The following is a 16134-nucleotide window of genomic DNA, read 5'->3' on the forward strand; positions in this document are numbered from 1 at the left end:
CGATCGGCTGGTCGAGAGGTGCTCTCTCATATTTGAGGCGATGAATGTTTGCTCCCTCGTTATCGACGGGGGCCCGCACACCACTATCGCGCGGGAGGTGCATGACCTCCTGCCGGAGGGAGGCTTTATCTGGCGGCATACGGAGGGTGCGATGGTGGTGAAGGAGGAGGCTTTCATGGGTGTTGAGCGCAGGCAGGTGCGCCTCAACCGTGAGGAGCTTTTGAACATGCTGGTCGAAGAGTTCCGCGAGGGCCCGGAGGCCGTCCATTGGCCGAGCCCCGTTGATGAGATCGAGGAGGTGTTGCTCACCACAGTCGAGGCCCAGTTGTTGAATCTGAAAAAAACGCGCCGCCTGCGGGCTGGCGGCGAGGAGGTTGATGTCTACGAGCGGGGAGAGAACCACTTTGGATTTGCCTGCGCCTACGCGCGGCTCGCCGAGGCGTTGGCCGAGACCGAGGGTGTGCTTGCCGCCCCTGCGGGCGGAACGCTTTCCCCGCAATATCCGCAATCTGGCGGCCCCCATTTACGCCCCCCCGGCTTCGGCGGCGGGCGAGGAGGAAGAAGATTATGAGTGATGACCAAGTGAAGAACGAAGCGAAACGCTCAAAGAGTGCAGCCAGACGCGCACGGCGTAAAAAATCAGGTTCGCCCTCTGCTGCCCGGCAGGGTGCTGCCGGGCGTGAAGTGTCGAGTGCGCTGATAGACCCTGATGAGCGCCTCTGGCGAAGCCTATCGGGGAGCGACCGGGATATTCCCGGCTACACCCATAGCCGGATGCAGCGCCTGGCGTATGAGCTTTGGCTCACCAACCTCATGGGGCAGCGGCTTATTGAGGTTGTTACGGATCATGTTGTGGGCGAGGGCGTCGCCTGGCACTCCGAGGATGCGGCTGCGCTCGATACTGTCCGCGCCTTTTGGAGCGATCCGGTTAATCAGATGGACCTTCGCTTCGAGCGGCTGGTTTCTGAGCTTGGAATATTTGGGGAACTGCTACTGCCCGCCGCCATCTCTGAGTATGAGGGGCGGGTGCGCCTGGGCTACGTGAGCCCCAGGCTTATCGAGGAGGTTGTGCCCGATCCTGATAACTGCGCGCTGCCCATCGGCGTCATCATCCGGGGGGAGGAGGGCACCCTTGGCGGAAAACGAAAAGAGCGCCGTGTGCGCACAGTTCTTGGTGGCGATCCGAGGGAATATTTGGGCGCGGCGGGTCAAAGGGAGCGCGAGCGCTTCCGGGACGGCGAGGCGTTCTTGTTCCAGATTAATAAGGCGAGCGATGCCACGCGGGGGACGAGCGATCTCCTTGCCGCCATCGACTGGATCGACATCTACGAGCGGTTCATCTTCGATGCCGCCGAGCGCGCCCGCGTGCAAAACAGTTTTATCTACGATGTAACGCTGAAGGGTGCAGGCCCGGAGGGGGTCGCCAAATGGCTCGATGAAAACGGGGTCGCCCCCCGGCCCTCAAGCGTGCGCGTTCACAACGAAAAAGAAGAGTGGCGCGCCGTCACCCCGGATTTGAAAAGCGGGGAAAGCGGCAGCCAGGGTATTGCCAAGATGATGCGCGGCCTTGTTCTCGGCGGGATGGGAATACCCTCCCATTGGTTCGCCCAGGGTGATGATGTTAACCGCGCCTCGGCCGAGTCGATGGACCAGCCCACCATTAAAAAAATGACCCGTCGCCAGCGCACCATCCGTCATATCCTGCAGGCCTTGGCCGACAAACAACTAGAAGAGGCCCACCGCGCTGGCCGACTGCCCGAGGCCGCCCTCAGAGCCGGTGCCCGCCCGGTTCTCCCCGAGATATCTATCCGGGACACGGAGAAGATCAGCGCCTCGCTCTTAAAAGTCACCGAGGCCCTCGATCTGGCCGCCGCCCGCGGCTGGACATCCGATGAGTCCGCGAGCGCCCTGTTTTCCCATATGGCCGGGCAGTTAGGGGATGAGGGGTGATTTTTTCAGCGGGGCGTGAATAATTCAACTGGTTCAGGCTTGGCTAACTCATCCCCCCGCGCAGGGGTCTTGAAGATCGTCCATGAGTTTCCAGGCCTCCTTGGTGAGCGTGGGTGTTTTTCGGGGGACGCTGCAGGGCTGAGGCGATTTGGCGAGCCCTGGTTTTGGAATTTGCTTGGCTGCTTTTTCTGGGACTGTTTTTGCCGGGACTGCTTTTGGGACTGGCGATGACACGTTAAGTCGGTAGCGCTGAGGCGTGGGGCGAAGATCGCGAGTCGCGATAAGCGCCACCACGACGATCAGGACGAGTGTAGTAATGAGTCCGATTTTCTTGATGTTCATCCGGCATCCGCCTTTTCATAAAAGATCGATAAAATCAAATGCCCGCGCATTCGCGGCGCTATTGATAATGTAGGGTGAATTATTCTGGGGCGCTTGTGCTATCTGGCATCCGCGGCGCATCTAAACCCCGAAATATTGTTTCGAATCGCGGGGTTGTGGAAGTCGCGAAATGTGGTGCGAAATGCTAGGTGGCTGGCGATGTTATAGGCGCCGCCCCTTTTTACGCGCTCGGTGCCCGAATAGGGGCCTCGTGGATTTCGGGCCGCGCCCTGTCGATAAGCTTTACTCAAGTACCAGTCGGCGACCCATTCCCATACGTGGCCCGAGAGGTCGGAGGCGAGGTAGGGGCTGTCGTGCGTGAGATAGAAACGGCGCACCGGATGGGTGCTCCCCCGGCTGTTTCCTTTATGGATGAGCCGCGAGCCTACCCATGTATTGCCCCAAGGGAATAGGCGACCGTCGGTGCCCCGCGCGGCCTTTTCCCATTCGGCCTCCGAGGGTAGACGCTTTCCGGCCCAGCGGCAGTACTCATCAGCGTCCTCCCATGCAACTTGTGTGACGGGATGACCGGAGGATGCCGTGCTTTGGCCGTTTGGGTGCCGCCAATTTGCATCATCCGTTTTGCGCCATTTCCCTTTATCAAGCACCCAGCCCCAGCCGTCTTTCTCCGCTCGTGTGCGGCGCTTCGTCTCATAAATGTATACCTTGAAAAAATGTACCGTGACGGGATATTTGTCGATTTTAAATGCGTCGAGATAAACGCGCCGCGCCGGGGTTTCGTCTTTGAAATCTTGGCTCCCGCAGCGCGGGCATATGCGGAGCATTTGTGCGATGTCCGTCACCGAGGTGCCCATACGAAATGGCCCTGCGGGAACGAGGACCATCGGCGCCTTTTCCAAGGCTCCCCAGACGGGGGCTGCACCTTGGGGAAGAAGGGCGATCATAAAAGCAAGTATGAGACGGATGAGCATTTAATCCTCAAAAAGCGACGTTACCAATCATTCTAGGGCGGTTGCGCGAAAAAAGATAAGCGTAAATAGGGGTGATTTTTTCACGACTATTAAGGAGAAGAATGCGAATGGTGGACTGGCTACGGGGCATTCATCATGTGCAAATCACTGTGCGCCCACCTGAGGAGGCGGCTTGTCGCCGTTTTTACGGCGAAGTGCTCGGCTTAGAGGAAGTCCCCAAGCCTGCGCCCCTTCTTAAAAACGGAGGGATGTATTTCAAGTGGGCAGATAACGAGTTTCACTTTTCTGTCGAGGATTCATAAAATAACGAGGGGAGCAAGCGGCATGTTTGCTTCGAGGTGGATGACCTGGCTCGGGCCGAGGCGGCGCTTTGTGGGGTGGGGATTGAGATTATTCTCGATTCGCAGCCAATTGAGGAGTGGGAGCGATTCTATGTCTGCGACCCGGCGGGAAATCGGGTTGAATTTGCTCCGGTGCGTCCTTGGAATTCGGCCTCGCCGTTTTTAAGGAGGCCGCGCAGGGCGATCAAATACTCTCGCACCTCGTCCACCTTTGCCGGCTTCAGCCCCAGGTTGAGGATCTCGCTGTCTCCGCTGCCGAGGCCGAGGACAACGCGCCCCTCGTGCATCTCTGAGATGGTGGCGACGGCGCTCGCGGCCACCGCCGGGTGGCGGGTGAGGGGGTTGATGACGCAAGGGCCGCAAGTGATATTTTCGGTCCACGCGAGACAGATGCCCAGCGAGGCGAACACCTCCCGGTAGAGGGACTGCGAGTCGGTCTGCCAGATGGCATCGAAGCCTGCGGCCTCGGTAAGACGCGCCCATTCGGCGAGTGTGGCGGGCTCTGGCGGGGTGAGGACAAGTCCTTGCTTCATGCATGGCTCCCCTGTGAAAAACGGGTGAAGGAACGTGTATCTAGAATCGTAGCCTGCATATACTTTTTTAACAAAATACAAAAAAAGGCGGGGCATCACACCCCGCCTCTATGCTCTCGTTTTCTTTCGGCCGCCCAAGCTCCTTTATGAGGGAGCTATTTAGGGAGAGACCGCGTCGAGTAGATAGCCACTCGTTTTATCTAGTTTTCATGTGCGCCGGATATTTGGTGATTGTTCCCCGGTAGTCCGGTGCTGGCCGCGCCGAAGAACTTCACTATCTTGCCGTTATGCATCGGCTCCTTCCAGATTACGGGCGGATAACTTTCGTTATCCTTGAAATGCCGCGCCGTTTTTCCGGTTGTGGCTCTCAGAGGAGGGTGGCACGAAACCTCACCGGAGAGCTTCTCTGGTCGGGTTCGCTCATTGGCTCCTTCCGAATAGAGTGGGAAAAAAGTCCTGCTTGCTACACGAACAATATTGGCCGAGGGACGTGATTGTGCAAGAGTTTTTTCAGGCGAAAAAACGAGAAAAATATATATAAGTATTTGAATGTTATGTGAAAATCTTGGCATAAAAAGAGCGGGGCATCGCACCCCGCTCGATTTGCTCTTTTCTCTTTGCGACCGGGGAGAATTTCCCCGTTGGCCGCGCCGGACGATTTGCCGCCCGTGTGGGTTGCGTCAGCTGGAAAGTATCCTCTCTGATCGGCTGTCGCGGGCGATCGGAGAGCCAAGCAACTGGACCTGAAGCACCGGGTTTCTTTGTGTCCTCATAAAGACCCTCCGTGTAATTTCATGGTGCGCCCTTGGAGCAAATCCGCTTCGCTCCGCTCACCCGGCTCCTGCCGGGAACTGGCCGGATTCGCCGGCCGACGTCCGGGGAAACTCACCCCGGTCAACCAATAACAATATGTGTTCCGGCCGCTGTTTCATCAACAAAAAAACGGCGTGGGGGGGGCGTATACAACCCCTTGTGTGATCTGGGATTTTTTTAATGGAACAAAATACATTCAAGAGTTTTATTTGTCCGCGTTTGATTTTCGAGTAAGGGTCAGACGGATTTCTGATGGTTCTGCACCGAGGAGTCGGATGCGCGAGGGAAGATCAATGTCGCGGTTTGTAACCTTGTGCGTGATGGTTCCGTCGCTTGTTCCGCTCAGATTGACCCGCAGGCGAAGACGCCCCAAGTCGAGAAATTTTAACAGGTCGGCCTCACCCTTGAGGCGCACATTGATTCGCTTAACGCCCCCGTTCGTGAGCGAGAGGGCAGAGGGCAGGTTGTCGTACTCGACGGGCACGAGGAAGGATTGCTCCACCCCGGGGCCGAGAGTGGCGAAGAAGTTTTGCGGGCTCTCCTTTTGCTCGCTGGTCACTGCCCACAACGCGATGACGAGAGCCAGTGCTGATAACTTCACACGCCAGTTGTGGCGGATGAGTTCCTGTAAGTTTCCCGCGCCAATTTTTTGTTCATCCTCACGCCCTTTAAGGCGCTCAGTTAGCCAGGCGGTCAGCATCTCGGGCGAGTCGAGCGGTGTGATCTCTCCGTGCTCGACGGCAGAAACTTCGCCACGCTCCTCGGAGACGACAAGAGTTATTGCGTCCGAGCGCTCGGTGAGCCCGACCGCAGCGCGATGGCGGGTGCCCAGATGCGCGGCGAGGCTGCTGTCCTCCGAGAGCGGGAGCACACATCCGGCTCGGTAGATTTTATCTTCCTGAACGTAGAGGGCCCCATCATGGTAGGGCGCTCCGGGAAAAAAAAGTGTTTCGACAAGCGCTGGCTTGACCGCAGCGTCAATGATCTCGCCGGGGCTTCTCAGTAGCGACTCGATGGGATCTCGCCGCTCCCAGATGACAATCGCGCCAGTGTTCTTCGAGGCGAGGCGGAAGGCGGCCTCCGATATGTCGGTCAGCGTTTCGTCGGGAAGTCGCACGCTACGAGCCATGCGAAGAATCGCCCCCAGCGGGCGCATGGGATTGATGCGGATCAAGATTCGCTGAATCTCACCCTGAAAAGTGATGAGGAAAAAAATCAGCCCCGCGATCCAAAGAGCCCACAATAAAAACGAAGTGAGGGTGAGGCCCGCCGCCTGCGCCGTTAGGTAGGCGAGCCAGACGAAAAACACACGAATCATACGGCGCATCGCCTGCGTTCCGCGAAAGCGCATATAGATTTGGTAGCCGATGAACCACATGACGAAGATGTCAATTAGATGGTTCCATGGGATTTCCAAAAGCCTGGAAAAAATGCCGCCCACGGCGTTTCTCCTCTCAAAAAAATATTAATTTTCCCACCCTCAATATATCTTCTCGCAATACTGGTGCACCTGACAAGAGAGAATATCTCTTTTTTATCAGATAGTTATGTCTGTTTTGGCAGCCAAAAACAACTACGCATTTCCTGAAGGTGGATTTCGCGCCACTCGATCTATTCTCCTTCTCGTCGCGCGGATGGCGCCCGCCGCGCGCGATGAAAAACTTCGAATCGAGCGAGGCGCGAAAGGAGAGTGGCGTGAAAGAAATGTTGATGCGTTGGCGGTCGGGCTGGAATGGGTCTGCTTCGCTCGATGCGATCTCGGGTGGTGTGGCCATGGTGGAGAGTCCCACCCAACTCCGCCTCCAGGGGGCGCTGCTTCGCAAGGCGGCAGGCAGCCCAAATGGCGGGGATGAGGAGGGATGGGACTTCGAGGTGGTGATCGCCCGCCCAGGCCCTTCGCGGGATGGCGGCTGGTTTCTCCCGCGCGAAGTGCTGGCCGAGGCTGCCTCCCTGTTCGAGGAGGCTCAGGCGTTTGCCAACCATGCGCCCCCAGCGGGGCCCGACATCCAGAATCTCGTTGGATGGCATCGGGAAGTTCGAATGAGTAGCGAGGGTCTTGTCAGCACCTTCACCGTGTCTAAATCCGCCGAGTGGTTTTATCGGATGGCGCATGACGCGCTCGCTCGCGGAATCGATGAGCCTTTTGGTTTCTCGTTTGATGTTCTGGCCGAAACCGAGTTCCGAGGTGAGGCCGGATCGCTGGTGCTTCATTTTTTGAAAATCGTGGCTGTCAATTCGGTCGATGTTGTTCACAAGGGAAGGCTGGGAGGTGTGCTTTTGGGGCTCGCCGCAGCCGACCCGGGCGCCGAGGGGAATGTCCCCGCAGGCGTTTCCAATCCCGTGATGGAGGTGAAAATGTTTGAAGCAATGTTGGAGAAGTTGAAAGCATCAGCGCCGGCTGCCGCCGAAAAACTAGGCACCCGGTGGACGCCGCAGCAGCTTTTAGCGGCATGTGAAGAGGCAGGTCTCGGGTGGGAGCTAGCTGGCGTCAATGATCGCCTCACCAGCCGTCTTGCCGCTACCGCGTTGCCTGAGGCCGTAAAAGAGAAACTTAGCGCCCAATTTGCCGGACGAGCCTTTTCCGAGAGCGACATTGACGAGGCGATTCGCCTTGAGTCGTCTACTCTCGAAAAGCTCACGGCAAGCGGCGCCCTGCGCGGATTTGGCGCGAGCATCGAGGTTGTCAGGGATGAAGCCGATCGGAAACAGGCGGCCCTCGATGGTCTTTTTGAGCGCTCGCCCCGTGTGGTGGAGGGCCACCGTCCATATCGGTTCCTGAGCGAGGGTTTTCAGGATTTCACCGGGCATCGCCTTACGCCGCAGCGATTTTTTGCCGAAACTTTTCACTACCACAGCGCGTCGGAGGACTGGAACGGCATCCGGCGCCTCTCGGCCGCCCTCGACACGAGCACATGGGGTCAGGCCTTCGGCGACTCGATTCGCCGGGCGCTGCTTCGTGATTTTAGGGACGACCGTTTCCAGGCCTGGAAGAAGATCGTCTCCTCTGTCGTGCCGGTGAAGGATTTTCGCACCAACCGCCGGGTGCGCGTCGGTGGTTACGGCGATCTCTCCACCGTCTCCGAGCAGGCAACCTATCCCTCCCTTACCTCGCCGACGGATGAGGAAGCGACGTACGCCGTCGCAAAGCGAGGCGGCATCGAGGATCTCACCTGGGAGATGATTCAAAACGATGACATGGGCTCGATCAGGATGATTCCCCAACGCCTCGCGCGGGCGGCTCAGCGCACCCTCAATAATTTCGTGTTCGATTTTATCTCAGGGAACGCCGCAATATACGACTCGGTGGCGCTTTTCCATTCAACCCACGGGAACAACACCTCAACGGACGCATTGACCTATGCGAACGTCATCTCCGGAATCAAGTCGATGGGACAGCAAACCTTTTACAACGAATCGGGGGTCGAGGTGGCATCGCAGGCACAACCGAAATACCTGCTGCACCCGACCGAGCTTCTTGAAGAGGCCTTCGACGTCACCCAGTCCTCGGTGAAGATCGTCACGAACGAGGACTCGACCCAGCCTAGCGTGATCAACCGACTTGGCGTTGAGCCTCTCTGGGTGCCCGAGTTCACCGACGCGAACGACTGGTTTCTCGTGGCCGACCCGGCCCTGATGGACACCATCGAGATTGGATTCCTGAACGATCAGCAGGATCCTGAACTCTTCATCGAAGATAATCCGGCCTCGGGTTCTCCGTTCAACGCCGACAAGGTCCGCTACAAAATCCGCCACGTCTATGGCGGTGCCGTCCTCGATTTTCGGGGCTTCTATCGCGGCGCGCCCGCCTAGCGCGGACTCCGACAACCCGCCGGGGCGGTGATCGCGCCACCTCGGCTCACGAAAAAAGGATGAATCAATGAGTGAACTTCAGGCATACGACACACCAGGCACGCGGCGATCTTTTGTCGCCGTCCCAGCTCATGCGTCGGCTGCGGCCACCGAATTATTTCCTGTCTTTGAGGCGCCCGTAGCCGCGAAGATCGAAAAAGTGATTTTCAGGCCGAGCGCGGCGGTGACGGGTGTCGATACGAACACCACCCATTTGAATGTGATTGACATAGGTACCGCCGGTACAGGCACGACCGAGCTGGGTAGCTACGATCTCACGAGCGGAAATGATCTGACGAAGGGCGAGCGCAAGGAGCTTTATGCGCCCTCCACCGTGCTGTCGGTTTCACAGAACAATCTTATCGGACTCCAGTTCGAGGAGATAGGCACCAGCATAGCTGTTCCAGCAGGCATCGCCATCGTGGAGTGGTCCGCCAACTAGCCATTAATTTAACCAAGGGGCCGGGGCTTCCACGGCCCGGCCCCTCCGAGGTGAGCATGAATTTTAGTGAATCGAACGAAGTCTCCGCTTCGGGGACCGTAAAAACCGGAAACGGCATTCTCCGAGGTGGTCTTTTGTCAGCCGCTGCTGCTGATGCGACTGCGATTGTCTACGACAACACTGCCGCCTCGGGAACTGTCATTCGAACAGTTTCCGCGCTGACCGGGACTTCTTCCCCGCTCGGCATCACCGAGGGCGGAGTCCATTTCGGAACCGGGATCTACGTCGTCCTCTCCGGCACCGGAGCCAAGTTTTATCTCGACATCTAACGCCGCCCCCGTGAGGGGAAGGCGAGAGGAGAAGTGAACCAAGATGGCTGACAGGCGAACAAAAATAATTGCGCTGGCTTCCTCCTCCGCCCGGACGGCGGCGGGGGAGAGCGCGGCTTTCGACATCGAGCGTTTCTCGGAGGCGTTGCTTTTTATCGACACGACGGCGGCCTCGGGTTCCTCGCCTACGCTTGACTTCGACGTCGAGTGCGGGCCAGCGGACGATGAGATGGCGTTTATCCACACCGAGCCTTCCCAAATAACAGGGACGGGCAAGACGCTCGTTAATCTCACCAACCTGGGCAAGTGGCTCCGCCTCTCGTGGGACATCGGAGGCTCAGGCCCCTCGTTCACCTTCGAGGCGAAGATCACACTCAAGACCTGATTCATTCCCCACACCGACAGGTAAATCGATATGGCAAGCAGGCAAACGGTAACCGAAGACATCAAAACGCTTTTAAAGGCGGGGGCACTTCCGCGTGAGTTCTCGCTCGATGAGGCTGACTATACGGATCTCATCGAAGCGGCGCTGGCGCGCTACAGTAAAGATCGCTCCCAGCTCTCGTATCAAGACTACGCGGGTGACGGCGCGGCATACGATTTTGCGCTGCCCGTCTCCTGGGATGGCGCTCTCTCTGTTGTCGCCTCGGTGGAATATCCCCAGGGCGAGCGCGAGCCCGTCTATCTCCAGCGGCGCGACTGGACAATTTATGCACGCGGCACCTCGGCGGAAATGCTGCGGCTCCTTCGTCTCACTCCCGCCTCGGGCGAAACCGTGCGCCTCACCTACACATTGCCGCACACGGCTGATGACACCACGGCGACGGTTCCCAATAACGATCTCAAGTGTCTTGCCTGGCTAAGTGCGGCCGAGGGCTGTCATATCCTCGCTCGGCGCTACGCCCAGACGAATGAACCAATCTTAGGCGCCGATTCGGTGAACTACACGAGCAAGGCTGCCGAATATACCCGCCTCGGGCGCGAGCTTGAGCGCAAATATCAAAATCACATTGGACTTAAAGAAGGCGATACCGCCGGGCCCTTAGGGGCTTCGATGGACTGGGATGAAACGCTCTCTCAGAGCCGGGGCGACTACCTCACCCACGGCGCACCGGGGGAGCGCTAGATGATCAGTGTTGAAATCGAGGCAAAGGGCCCGCTCATTGACGGCTCGTGGGAGGACATCGTTTTCTCCGAAACCGAGAGCGCTTTGGAGGACATCGGGCGCATCGTCGAGCGGGCCTGGCTCCGCCGTGCCCCGGTGGGCGCAACGGGCGTCCTTAGGGGATCGATTGTCTCCGAGGTGAGCGGTAACTCACTCGACACCTTAAGAGGCCGGGTGTTTTCAGACTCGCCCCACGCGCAGGCCGTCGAGTTCGGCAGACGGCCCGGCAAGCTGCCGCCCTGGAGCGAGGGCTCGCCCCTTCACAAATGGGTCGAGCAAAAACTCGGTGTCCCCGGCGAGCGAAGCTTGAGCGTTTCGTTTCTTATCGCCCGCGCCATTGCTCGACGGGGCACGAGCGGGCAGGGGATTTTCACGAAAGCCCTCAACGACAGCCAGGGCGCCATCGATGAGCGAGTTGTTCTTCTCGGCGCCCGCATTACGGAGAGACTAAGTGGCTAATTCAAATTATCGACAAATCGGCGACGCCATCGGGGCTGAGGTGGCTGCACTAAGTGAGGCCGGAAGGCTTCATCTCTATCAGCGCTGGGCGGCGGACATCGGTCGCTACATCGACCTTTTTCGCTGGCGCGCGCCGGACGGGAAAGATCAGATACGCGGCTGGGTCCTCACCCGGGAAAGTGTGAAGGAAGAACTTGGCTCTTTTGCCTCAAGCTCCCCAGGCGCCTTCACCCCCGCCGGCGTCAATCGGCGCACCCACACTTTCTTACTTTTTGGTGTCATGTCGCTTGAAGACGACACCGCGAGCGAAATCGAATTTCAGGATCTCATCGAAACCATCTGCGGTCGTTTTCGAGCAGGCGATGCGCTTCGGCTGGGAGGAAATATTACCTCCCTTGAGCGTCTCACCCCGCCCCAGGTGGACCGAATCGACTTTCGCGCCTTCGGAAGCACTCTCTGCCACACGGTCGAGATACGCATCCAGGCCATCGAGCGCATTGTGCGCGCTTAACATTTCAGCCCTTTAAACCACAAGGAGAAACATCATGGGCGACACCCTGTTGATGGACCGCCAAAGTATGGGCGCCACCGAGGAGCAAGAGGAAACGGCCGATTCGGCCACCTCGACCACCCTCGTTGACGCTGCCCTCACCGAGGCTGACGACCACTGGAACGGCTCGATCATCCGCACCATTCGTGGCACTGGCGTTGGTCAGCGCCGTACGGTGAGCGATTTCGACGCTGTCTCCGACACGATGACGGTTTCCGCATCCTGGGACACCAACCCGGACTCGGGCAGCGTCTATCTCATCGACCGGCCAGCGCCGGCGGCCGAGCTTTTTCGAGGAGGCAACCTCTCGCACGATTTGAACGTCGAGCAGCTGCAGCGAGCCGTTAAGGACGCGAGCCTCTCGCCGTTTCCCTTCGTCTCCGGAAAGCGCTCGGCCCAACTATCGTTCACCACCGAGCTCAGGGGCTCGGGCACGGCGGGCACCGCCCCCGACTATGGCGTGCTTTTTCGTGCCTGCGGGATGAAGGAGACACTCGTCGGTGGCACATCGGTTACCTACGATCCCACCTCGGATAAAACCGAGTATGTCCGCACCTGCATCACCGCCTACATCGATGGCCTGCGCATCATGTACCTGGGTTGCATGGGCACCTTTTCCATCAACGCACCGCTCGATGGCGTACCCACCGTTGATTGGGATTTCCAGGCCGCCGATTTCGAGGTGAGCGATGCCGCCATCGTCGAGGGCACCGCTTATGACAGTCAGATACCCGAGCCTGTGCTCGTCGCTGGCTTTTCATTCGCAGGCTTTAATTTTGACGCCACGAGTGTGAGTTTTGCCATGAACAACGAGGTTACCCTGCGCCAGAGCGCCAACACCTCGGGCGGCCACATCAACGGCCTCCTCACCGGGCGCGCCCCCTCGGGAAGCTTTGACCCCGAGGCTGTGCTTAAAGCGACTGAAGATGTGTTCGCCGATTGGGAGGCGGGAACCCAGGTCGCGTTGTCGATTCAGATTGGCCAGAGCGCAGGCAACATCTGCACCATCACAGCGCCCAAGTGTCAGTACACCGATGTCGGTCTGGGCGATCGGGACGGCATGCTCACCTATGACGCGCCTTTTTCGATGGCCCGAAACGCTGGCAACGATGAAATCAAAATCGCCTTCACCTAGGGGGCGATGAACCGTTTATTTTTCATTTGCGGGGCGGTAGCTCTTCCCGGTACGGGGTATTTTTGATGTAGGCATCTTAAATGCGTAGCATCCGCCGCCCACACAGCCCTCCAGTTTCGGGAGGGGAGGCCCCTCCCTGCCTCTCCTTCCGACGGGGGGCTTGGTATGTACTCTGCACTATCTCCGCCCCCTCGCTGCGTAGTTTCCTGTTCCTGCGCGAACACCCTGCATCGCTAACGCCCTCCTCGAAAACCCGCACATAATTTATCTCTTCACCCCCCCCAGCTCTCCCCTTGAGCGCAACGTCTGAACTGCGTAAACTAATTTAACCATACCCGGCCTTTTGCTCAGGAGAGATAACGATGGATTTTGATGCCAGATTTAAAACCCTCGAAGATAAGATTCAGCGCCAGGAAACAAGACTCCGCCTCCATAAGCGCCTCGGCCTCATCGCCATGGTCATAGTTGTCTGCGCCGCCGCCTTTGCGGCCACGAGGCCGGTGGCCGATGTAATCGAGGCGCGAAAATTCGTATTGAAAAATTCTCAAGGTAGAACGGTGGGTATCTGGGGGGCGGACGCTGGCGGCCCCTCGTTCGTTCTGATGGGCAAAGAGCGGGGCAATCTTGGGCTTCGCTACGGTGAGGCGGGCCCCGGGATTTTGCTTACCGACTCCAGCGGCAAGACCCGCCTTACACTCGGCGTGCTCAAGGATGAAAAACTGGGCGATTATCCGGTGGTGAATCTTTCTGACCCCCAAGGCCGCAACCGCATCACCCTCGCCACCCAGGGGCCCAAAGGCGAAGTGCTCATCTTCAGCGACCCCAAAGCGGGCACATCGAGCACACTCGGCATCCTCGGCGGGAATCCCGCGATCAAATACACCGACCATGCGGGCATTAACCGTGTTTCCCTTCAGCTTGTGGACAAGAGTGATCCTGTTTTTTCGTTCAATGATAATAAGGGTCTAACTCGAACTATGCTGACATTTTCGGAAGGTGTTCCGGCATTTATTCTGAGAGATGGCGTAGAAAAAAGTCGTACTATTTTGACGCTTTCGGATAACGGAGATCCCTTGATATCTCTTAGTGACCGAAAAGAGAGAGGACGTATTTATATTGGAATTTCAGAAAGCAACCCCATGATTTACCAAAAAGATGAAAATGGGACGATTCGCTCCATCGTAAGGCTTACAAAAGGAGGAACACCCTGGGTCGTTCATTTTGATGAAAAAGGAAAGATTATCTGGAATACCCCATCGATAATCAAATAGTTATATCTTTTGGCGAACTTTTTTTAACTACGAATTTCCTGTAGGTCGAATTTCTCCATTTCGGTTTAGTGTGCGTTCTGCCGCCGCCAACGGGGCGTCGGCGGGAATGAAAGTGCACGATTTGAAAACTGGAAAGGGTAGAAAATGTCTGTTCCAAAAAATAATTTAGAAGTTTTAATTACTGGAAAAACAAAAGATTTTGAAAAAGTTAAAAAGAAAGTTGAAACTCTAGTACCCAAAATAACCCCAAAAAAAGATTTCACCACCAAGATTCGTGCAGATATTTACGAAAAACTCAGCAAGGCGCTGCCAGAGTTTCGCAAGAAATACGAAAAAGCCCTTGATGAGCTGATCAAAAAAACCGCCGAATTCGAGTTTGCGCAAAAGGCGGCCAAGGACTCCATGGAGCAGATGGGAAAAGGGGCCGGGGCCGCTTTTGAGAAACTCTTTGCGTCGCTGGGCCAGGACAAGCTCAAGAATGCGAACCGGAATTTCAAGACCTTCGCCGAGGGGCTCGAAACCTCCTTCAAGGATTCAGTGAAATCCATGGCGGCCGGGATCTCCACCGACGTCATCACCAGCCCCTTCAAGGAACTGGCCAAGACCGCCAAAAATGAGCTGAGCGACATCATCAAGAGCGCGGTATTTGACCCCATCAAAACACACAGCAAGGCCGCGCTCGGCGGCGCGCTCTCGGAACTAAAGGGCATGTTCAAGGATATCGCCGGCTCTTTTGGCGGCTTTATCAGCGAGGGTTTTGGCAGCCTCATCGGCCTCGCCAAGGGCGGGCTCGTCAAACAACCCACCCTTGCCATGATCGGCGAGGCGGGGCCTGAGCTGGTGATTCCGCTCGATCAGATCAAGGCCGTGTTCGAATCAGTTGCCGGGCGCTCATTGGTGACGTCGGGGGGCGAGGCCGCCCAGGCGACGGCGATTCGCGGGGCCGGAGAGGAGGGCGCGGCGCTCGCCGGGCAAAATTACACGGCTGACCTTGTGGGCTCAAAACTCGCGGGCACCTCGGGAACGGTGGCGGCGCTGGCCGCCCTCTACACCCTTGCCCAGGGGGGCAGTGGTTCCGAGGCCTTCCGGGCCGGCTTTAAATCAGGGGTGACGAATTTCGCGGCGGGCGGGCCCTTTGGCGCGCTGGCCGTTGCTGCGTTTCAGAACAGAGAGGCGCTCCAGATCAACGAGAACCGCGATAAATTAAACGAGGTGGTGCTCGATAAATTTCTTGGCCTTAATGCCTTCGGGAAAAAAAATGTCGATCCCCACACGCGGGGGCTGGCGAATATCGCGGCCTCCAAGCGCATCCTTGAGGGCACAAATCAGGCGATTGCCCGGGCCCTCGGGGCGGGACGTTATCCCATCCTCGATGCGCCGACCCTGGGACATCCCAGCCATACGGAGGCGAGCCTGGATGCATTTTTTCGACTCAATCCGTTTCCCGCCGGGACGAGTGAAAATCTTCTCCGCGATCTCAACGATGATTACGGCCTCACCGCCACCCGCCAGTCGGCCTACGATCTGGACGATGGGGATGAGGAGGGGCGCTTCTACACCGACGACACCGTGCGCCGGGTCCACAAGGGCGAGCACACCTTGAACCTTAACCACCCCACCAGCCAACGCGCCCTCAACGAGGCTGTCGAGCGGAGCGTGGGGCCCGCTGTTGAGCGCGCGATGGGGAAAAGTGGCGGCGGGCAGATCATCCACAATCATTTCGACATGCGCGGAATGTTTGTTTTAGACGACAGGACCGTGACCAAGCTGACCGATAAAATCGAAGACAAACAGAGAAGCCGAAGGCGATACGGCCGGGGCTCTTCGTAGGCAAAACCTTTCTCCTAAGCATTTCAGCAACAATCAGCCGTAATCACCAAGAAAATCTATTGGCGGATAATGTCCGAGTGGAAGCCGGATAGAAGCGGGTTTCGTAATCGCAACAAAACCAAAGCGTAAGAGTCCATATCTGAACTGAAAGTTA

Annotated in this window: 17 protein-coding genes; 13 read left to right on the top strand and 4 right to left on the bottom strand. The window is 57.7% G+C overall.

Annotation, left to right across the window (positions count from 1 at the left end; genetic code table 11):
- Together HOJ95_17205 and HOJ95_17210 are read left to right on the top strand one after the other, a co-directional pair.
- A partial coding sequence (locus HOJ95_17205) for a hypothetical protein (GenBank protein MBT6396433.1) occupies nt 1-571 on the top strand: 571 nt, incomplete at its 5' end.
- A complete protein-coding gene (locus HOJ95_17210) occupies nt 568-1950 on the top strand; it encodes a hypothetical protein (protein MBT6396434.1) in 1383 nt (460 codons plus the stop codon). The genes HOJ95_17205 and HOJ95_17210, both read left to right, overlap by 4 nt.
- Nucleotides 1951-1998: 48 nt before the next feature.
- Here the strand turns inward: HOJ95_17210 and HOJ95_17215 are convergent, their stop codons facing one another.
- Nucleotides 1999-2292 (bottom strand): hypothetical protein, encoded by a 294-nt coding sequence (locus HOJ95_17215; GenBank protein ID MBT6396435.1) that lies wholly within the window; start codon nt 2290-2292, stop codon nt 1999-2001.
- 98 nt (nt 2293-2390) lie between these two features.
- A complete protein-coding gene (locus tag HOJ95_17220; protein MBT6396436.1) occupies nt 2391-3263 on the bottom strand; it encodes an SUMF1/EgtB/PvdO family nonheme iron enzyme in 873 nt (290 codons plus the stop codon).
- A gap of 107 nt (nt 3264-3370) precedes the next feature.
- On the opposite strand from HOJ95_17220, the gene HOJ95_17225 reads away from it, so the two are divergent.
- Nucleotides 3371-3565 (top strand): hypothetical protein, encoded by a 195-nt coding sequence (locus HOJ95_17225; protein MBT6396437.1) that lies wholly within the window; start codon nt 3371-3373, stop codon nt 3563-3565.
- 128 nt (nt 3566-3693) lie between these two features.
- Here HOJ95_17225 and HOJ95_17230 read toward each other — a convergent pair whose 3' ends face one another.
- On the bottom strand, nt 3694-4137 hold the full coding sequence (locus HOJ95_17230) for an LLM class flavin-dependent oxidoreductase (protein MBT6396438.1): 444 nt from the start codon (nt 4135-4137) through the stop codon (nt 3694-3696).
- A gap of 1018 nt (nt 4138-5155) precedes the next feature.
- On the bottom strand, nt 5156-6391 hold the full coding sequence (locus HOJ95_17235) for a hypothetical protein (protein MBT6396439.1): 1236 nt from the start codon (nt 6389-6391) through the stop codon (nt 5156-5158).
- 254 nt (nt 6392-6645) lie between these two features.
- Between HOJ95_17235 and HOJ95_17240 the strand changes: the two genes are divergently transcribed.
- The 10 genes from HOJ95_17240 to HOJ95_17285 all read left to right on the top strand — a co-directional run bounded on the left by HOJ95_17240 (nt 6646) and on the right by HOJ95_17285 (nt 15980).
- On the top strand, nt 6646-8760 hold the full coding sequence (locus HOJ95_17240; GenBank protein ID MBT6396440.1) for a hypothetical protein: 2115 nt from the start codon (nt 6646-6648) through the stop codon (nt 8758-8760).
- 67 nt (nt 8761-8827) lie between these two features.
- Nucleotides 8828-9241, top strand: coding sequence for a hypothetical protein (locus tag HOJ95_17245; GenBank protein MBT6396441.1), 414 nt, complete (start codon nt 8828-8830; stop codon nt 9239-9241).
- Between the two features lie 56 nt (nt 9242-9297).
- Entirely contained in the window at nt 9298-9570 is a 273-nt protein-coding gene (locus HOJ95_17250; GenBank protein MBT6396442.1) for a hypothetical protein, read from the top strand.
- A 43-nt stretch (nt 9571-9613) separates the two neighbouring features.
- A complete protein-coding gene (locus tag HOJ95_17255; protein MBT6396443.1) occupies nt 9614-9955 on the top strand; it encodes a hypothetical protein in 342 nt (113 codons plus the stop codon).
- A gap of 30 nt (nt 9956-9985) precedes the next feature.
- Nucleotides 9986-10696, top strand: a complete 711-nt coding sequence (locus tag HOJ95_17260; GenBank protein ID MBT6396444.1) for a hypothetical protein — start codon at nt 9986-9988, stop codon at nt 10694-10696.
- Complete coding sequence (locus tag HOJ95_17265) at nt 10697-11194, top strand: HK97 gp10 family phage protein (protein MBT6396445.1); 498 nt, start codon at nt 10697-10699, stop codon at nt 11192-11194.
- On the top strand, nt 11187-11705 hold the full coding sequence (locus HOJ95_17270; GenBank protein MBT6396446.1) for a hypothetical protein: 519 nt from the start codon (nt 11187-11189) through the stop codon (nt 11703-11705). Before HOJ95_17265 ends, HOJ95_17270 begins: the two co-directional genes overlap by 8 nt.
- Before the next feature lie 34 nt (nt 11706-11739).
- Nucleotides 11740-12879: a hypothetical protein gene (locus tag HOJ95_17275; protein MBT6396447.1), complete on the top strand. Its 1140-nt coding sequence runs from the start codon at nt 11740-11742 to the stop codon at nt 12877-12879.
- Nucleotides 12880-13241: 362 nt separating this feature from the next.
- Nucleotides 13242-14150, top strand: a complete 909-nt coding sequence (locus tag HOJ95_17280; GenBank protein MBT6396448.1) for a hypothetical protein — start codon at nt 13242-13244, stop codon at nt 14148-14150.
- 144 nt (nt 14151-14294) lie between these two features.
- Nucleotides 14295-15980 (top strand): hypothetical protein, encoded by a 1686-nt coding sequence (locus HOJ95_17285; GenBank protein ID MBT6396449.1) that lies wholly within the window; start codon nt 14295-14297, stop codon nt 15978-15980.
- Nucleotides 15981-16134 lie beyond the last annotated feature (154 nt).

This window comes from Nitrospinaceae bacterium (assembly GCA_018669005.1).
Taxonomy (GTDB): Bacteria; UBA8248; UBA8248; order UBA8248; family UBA8248; genus UBA8248.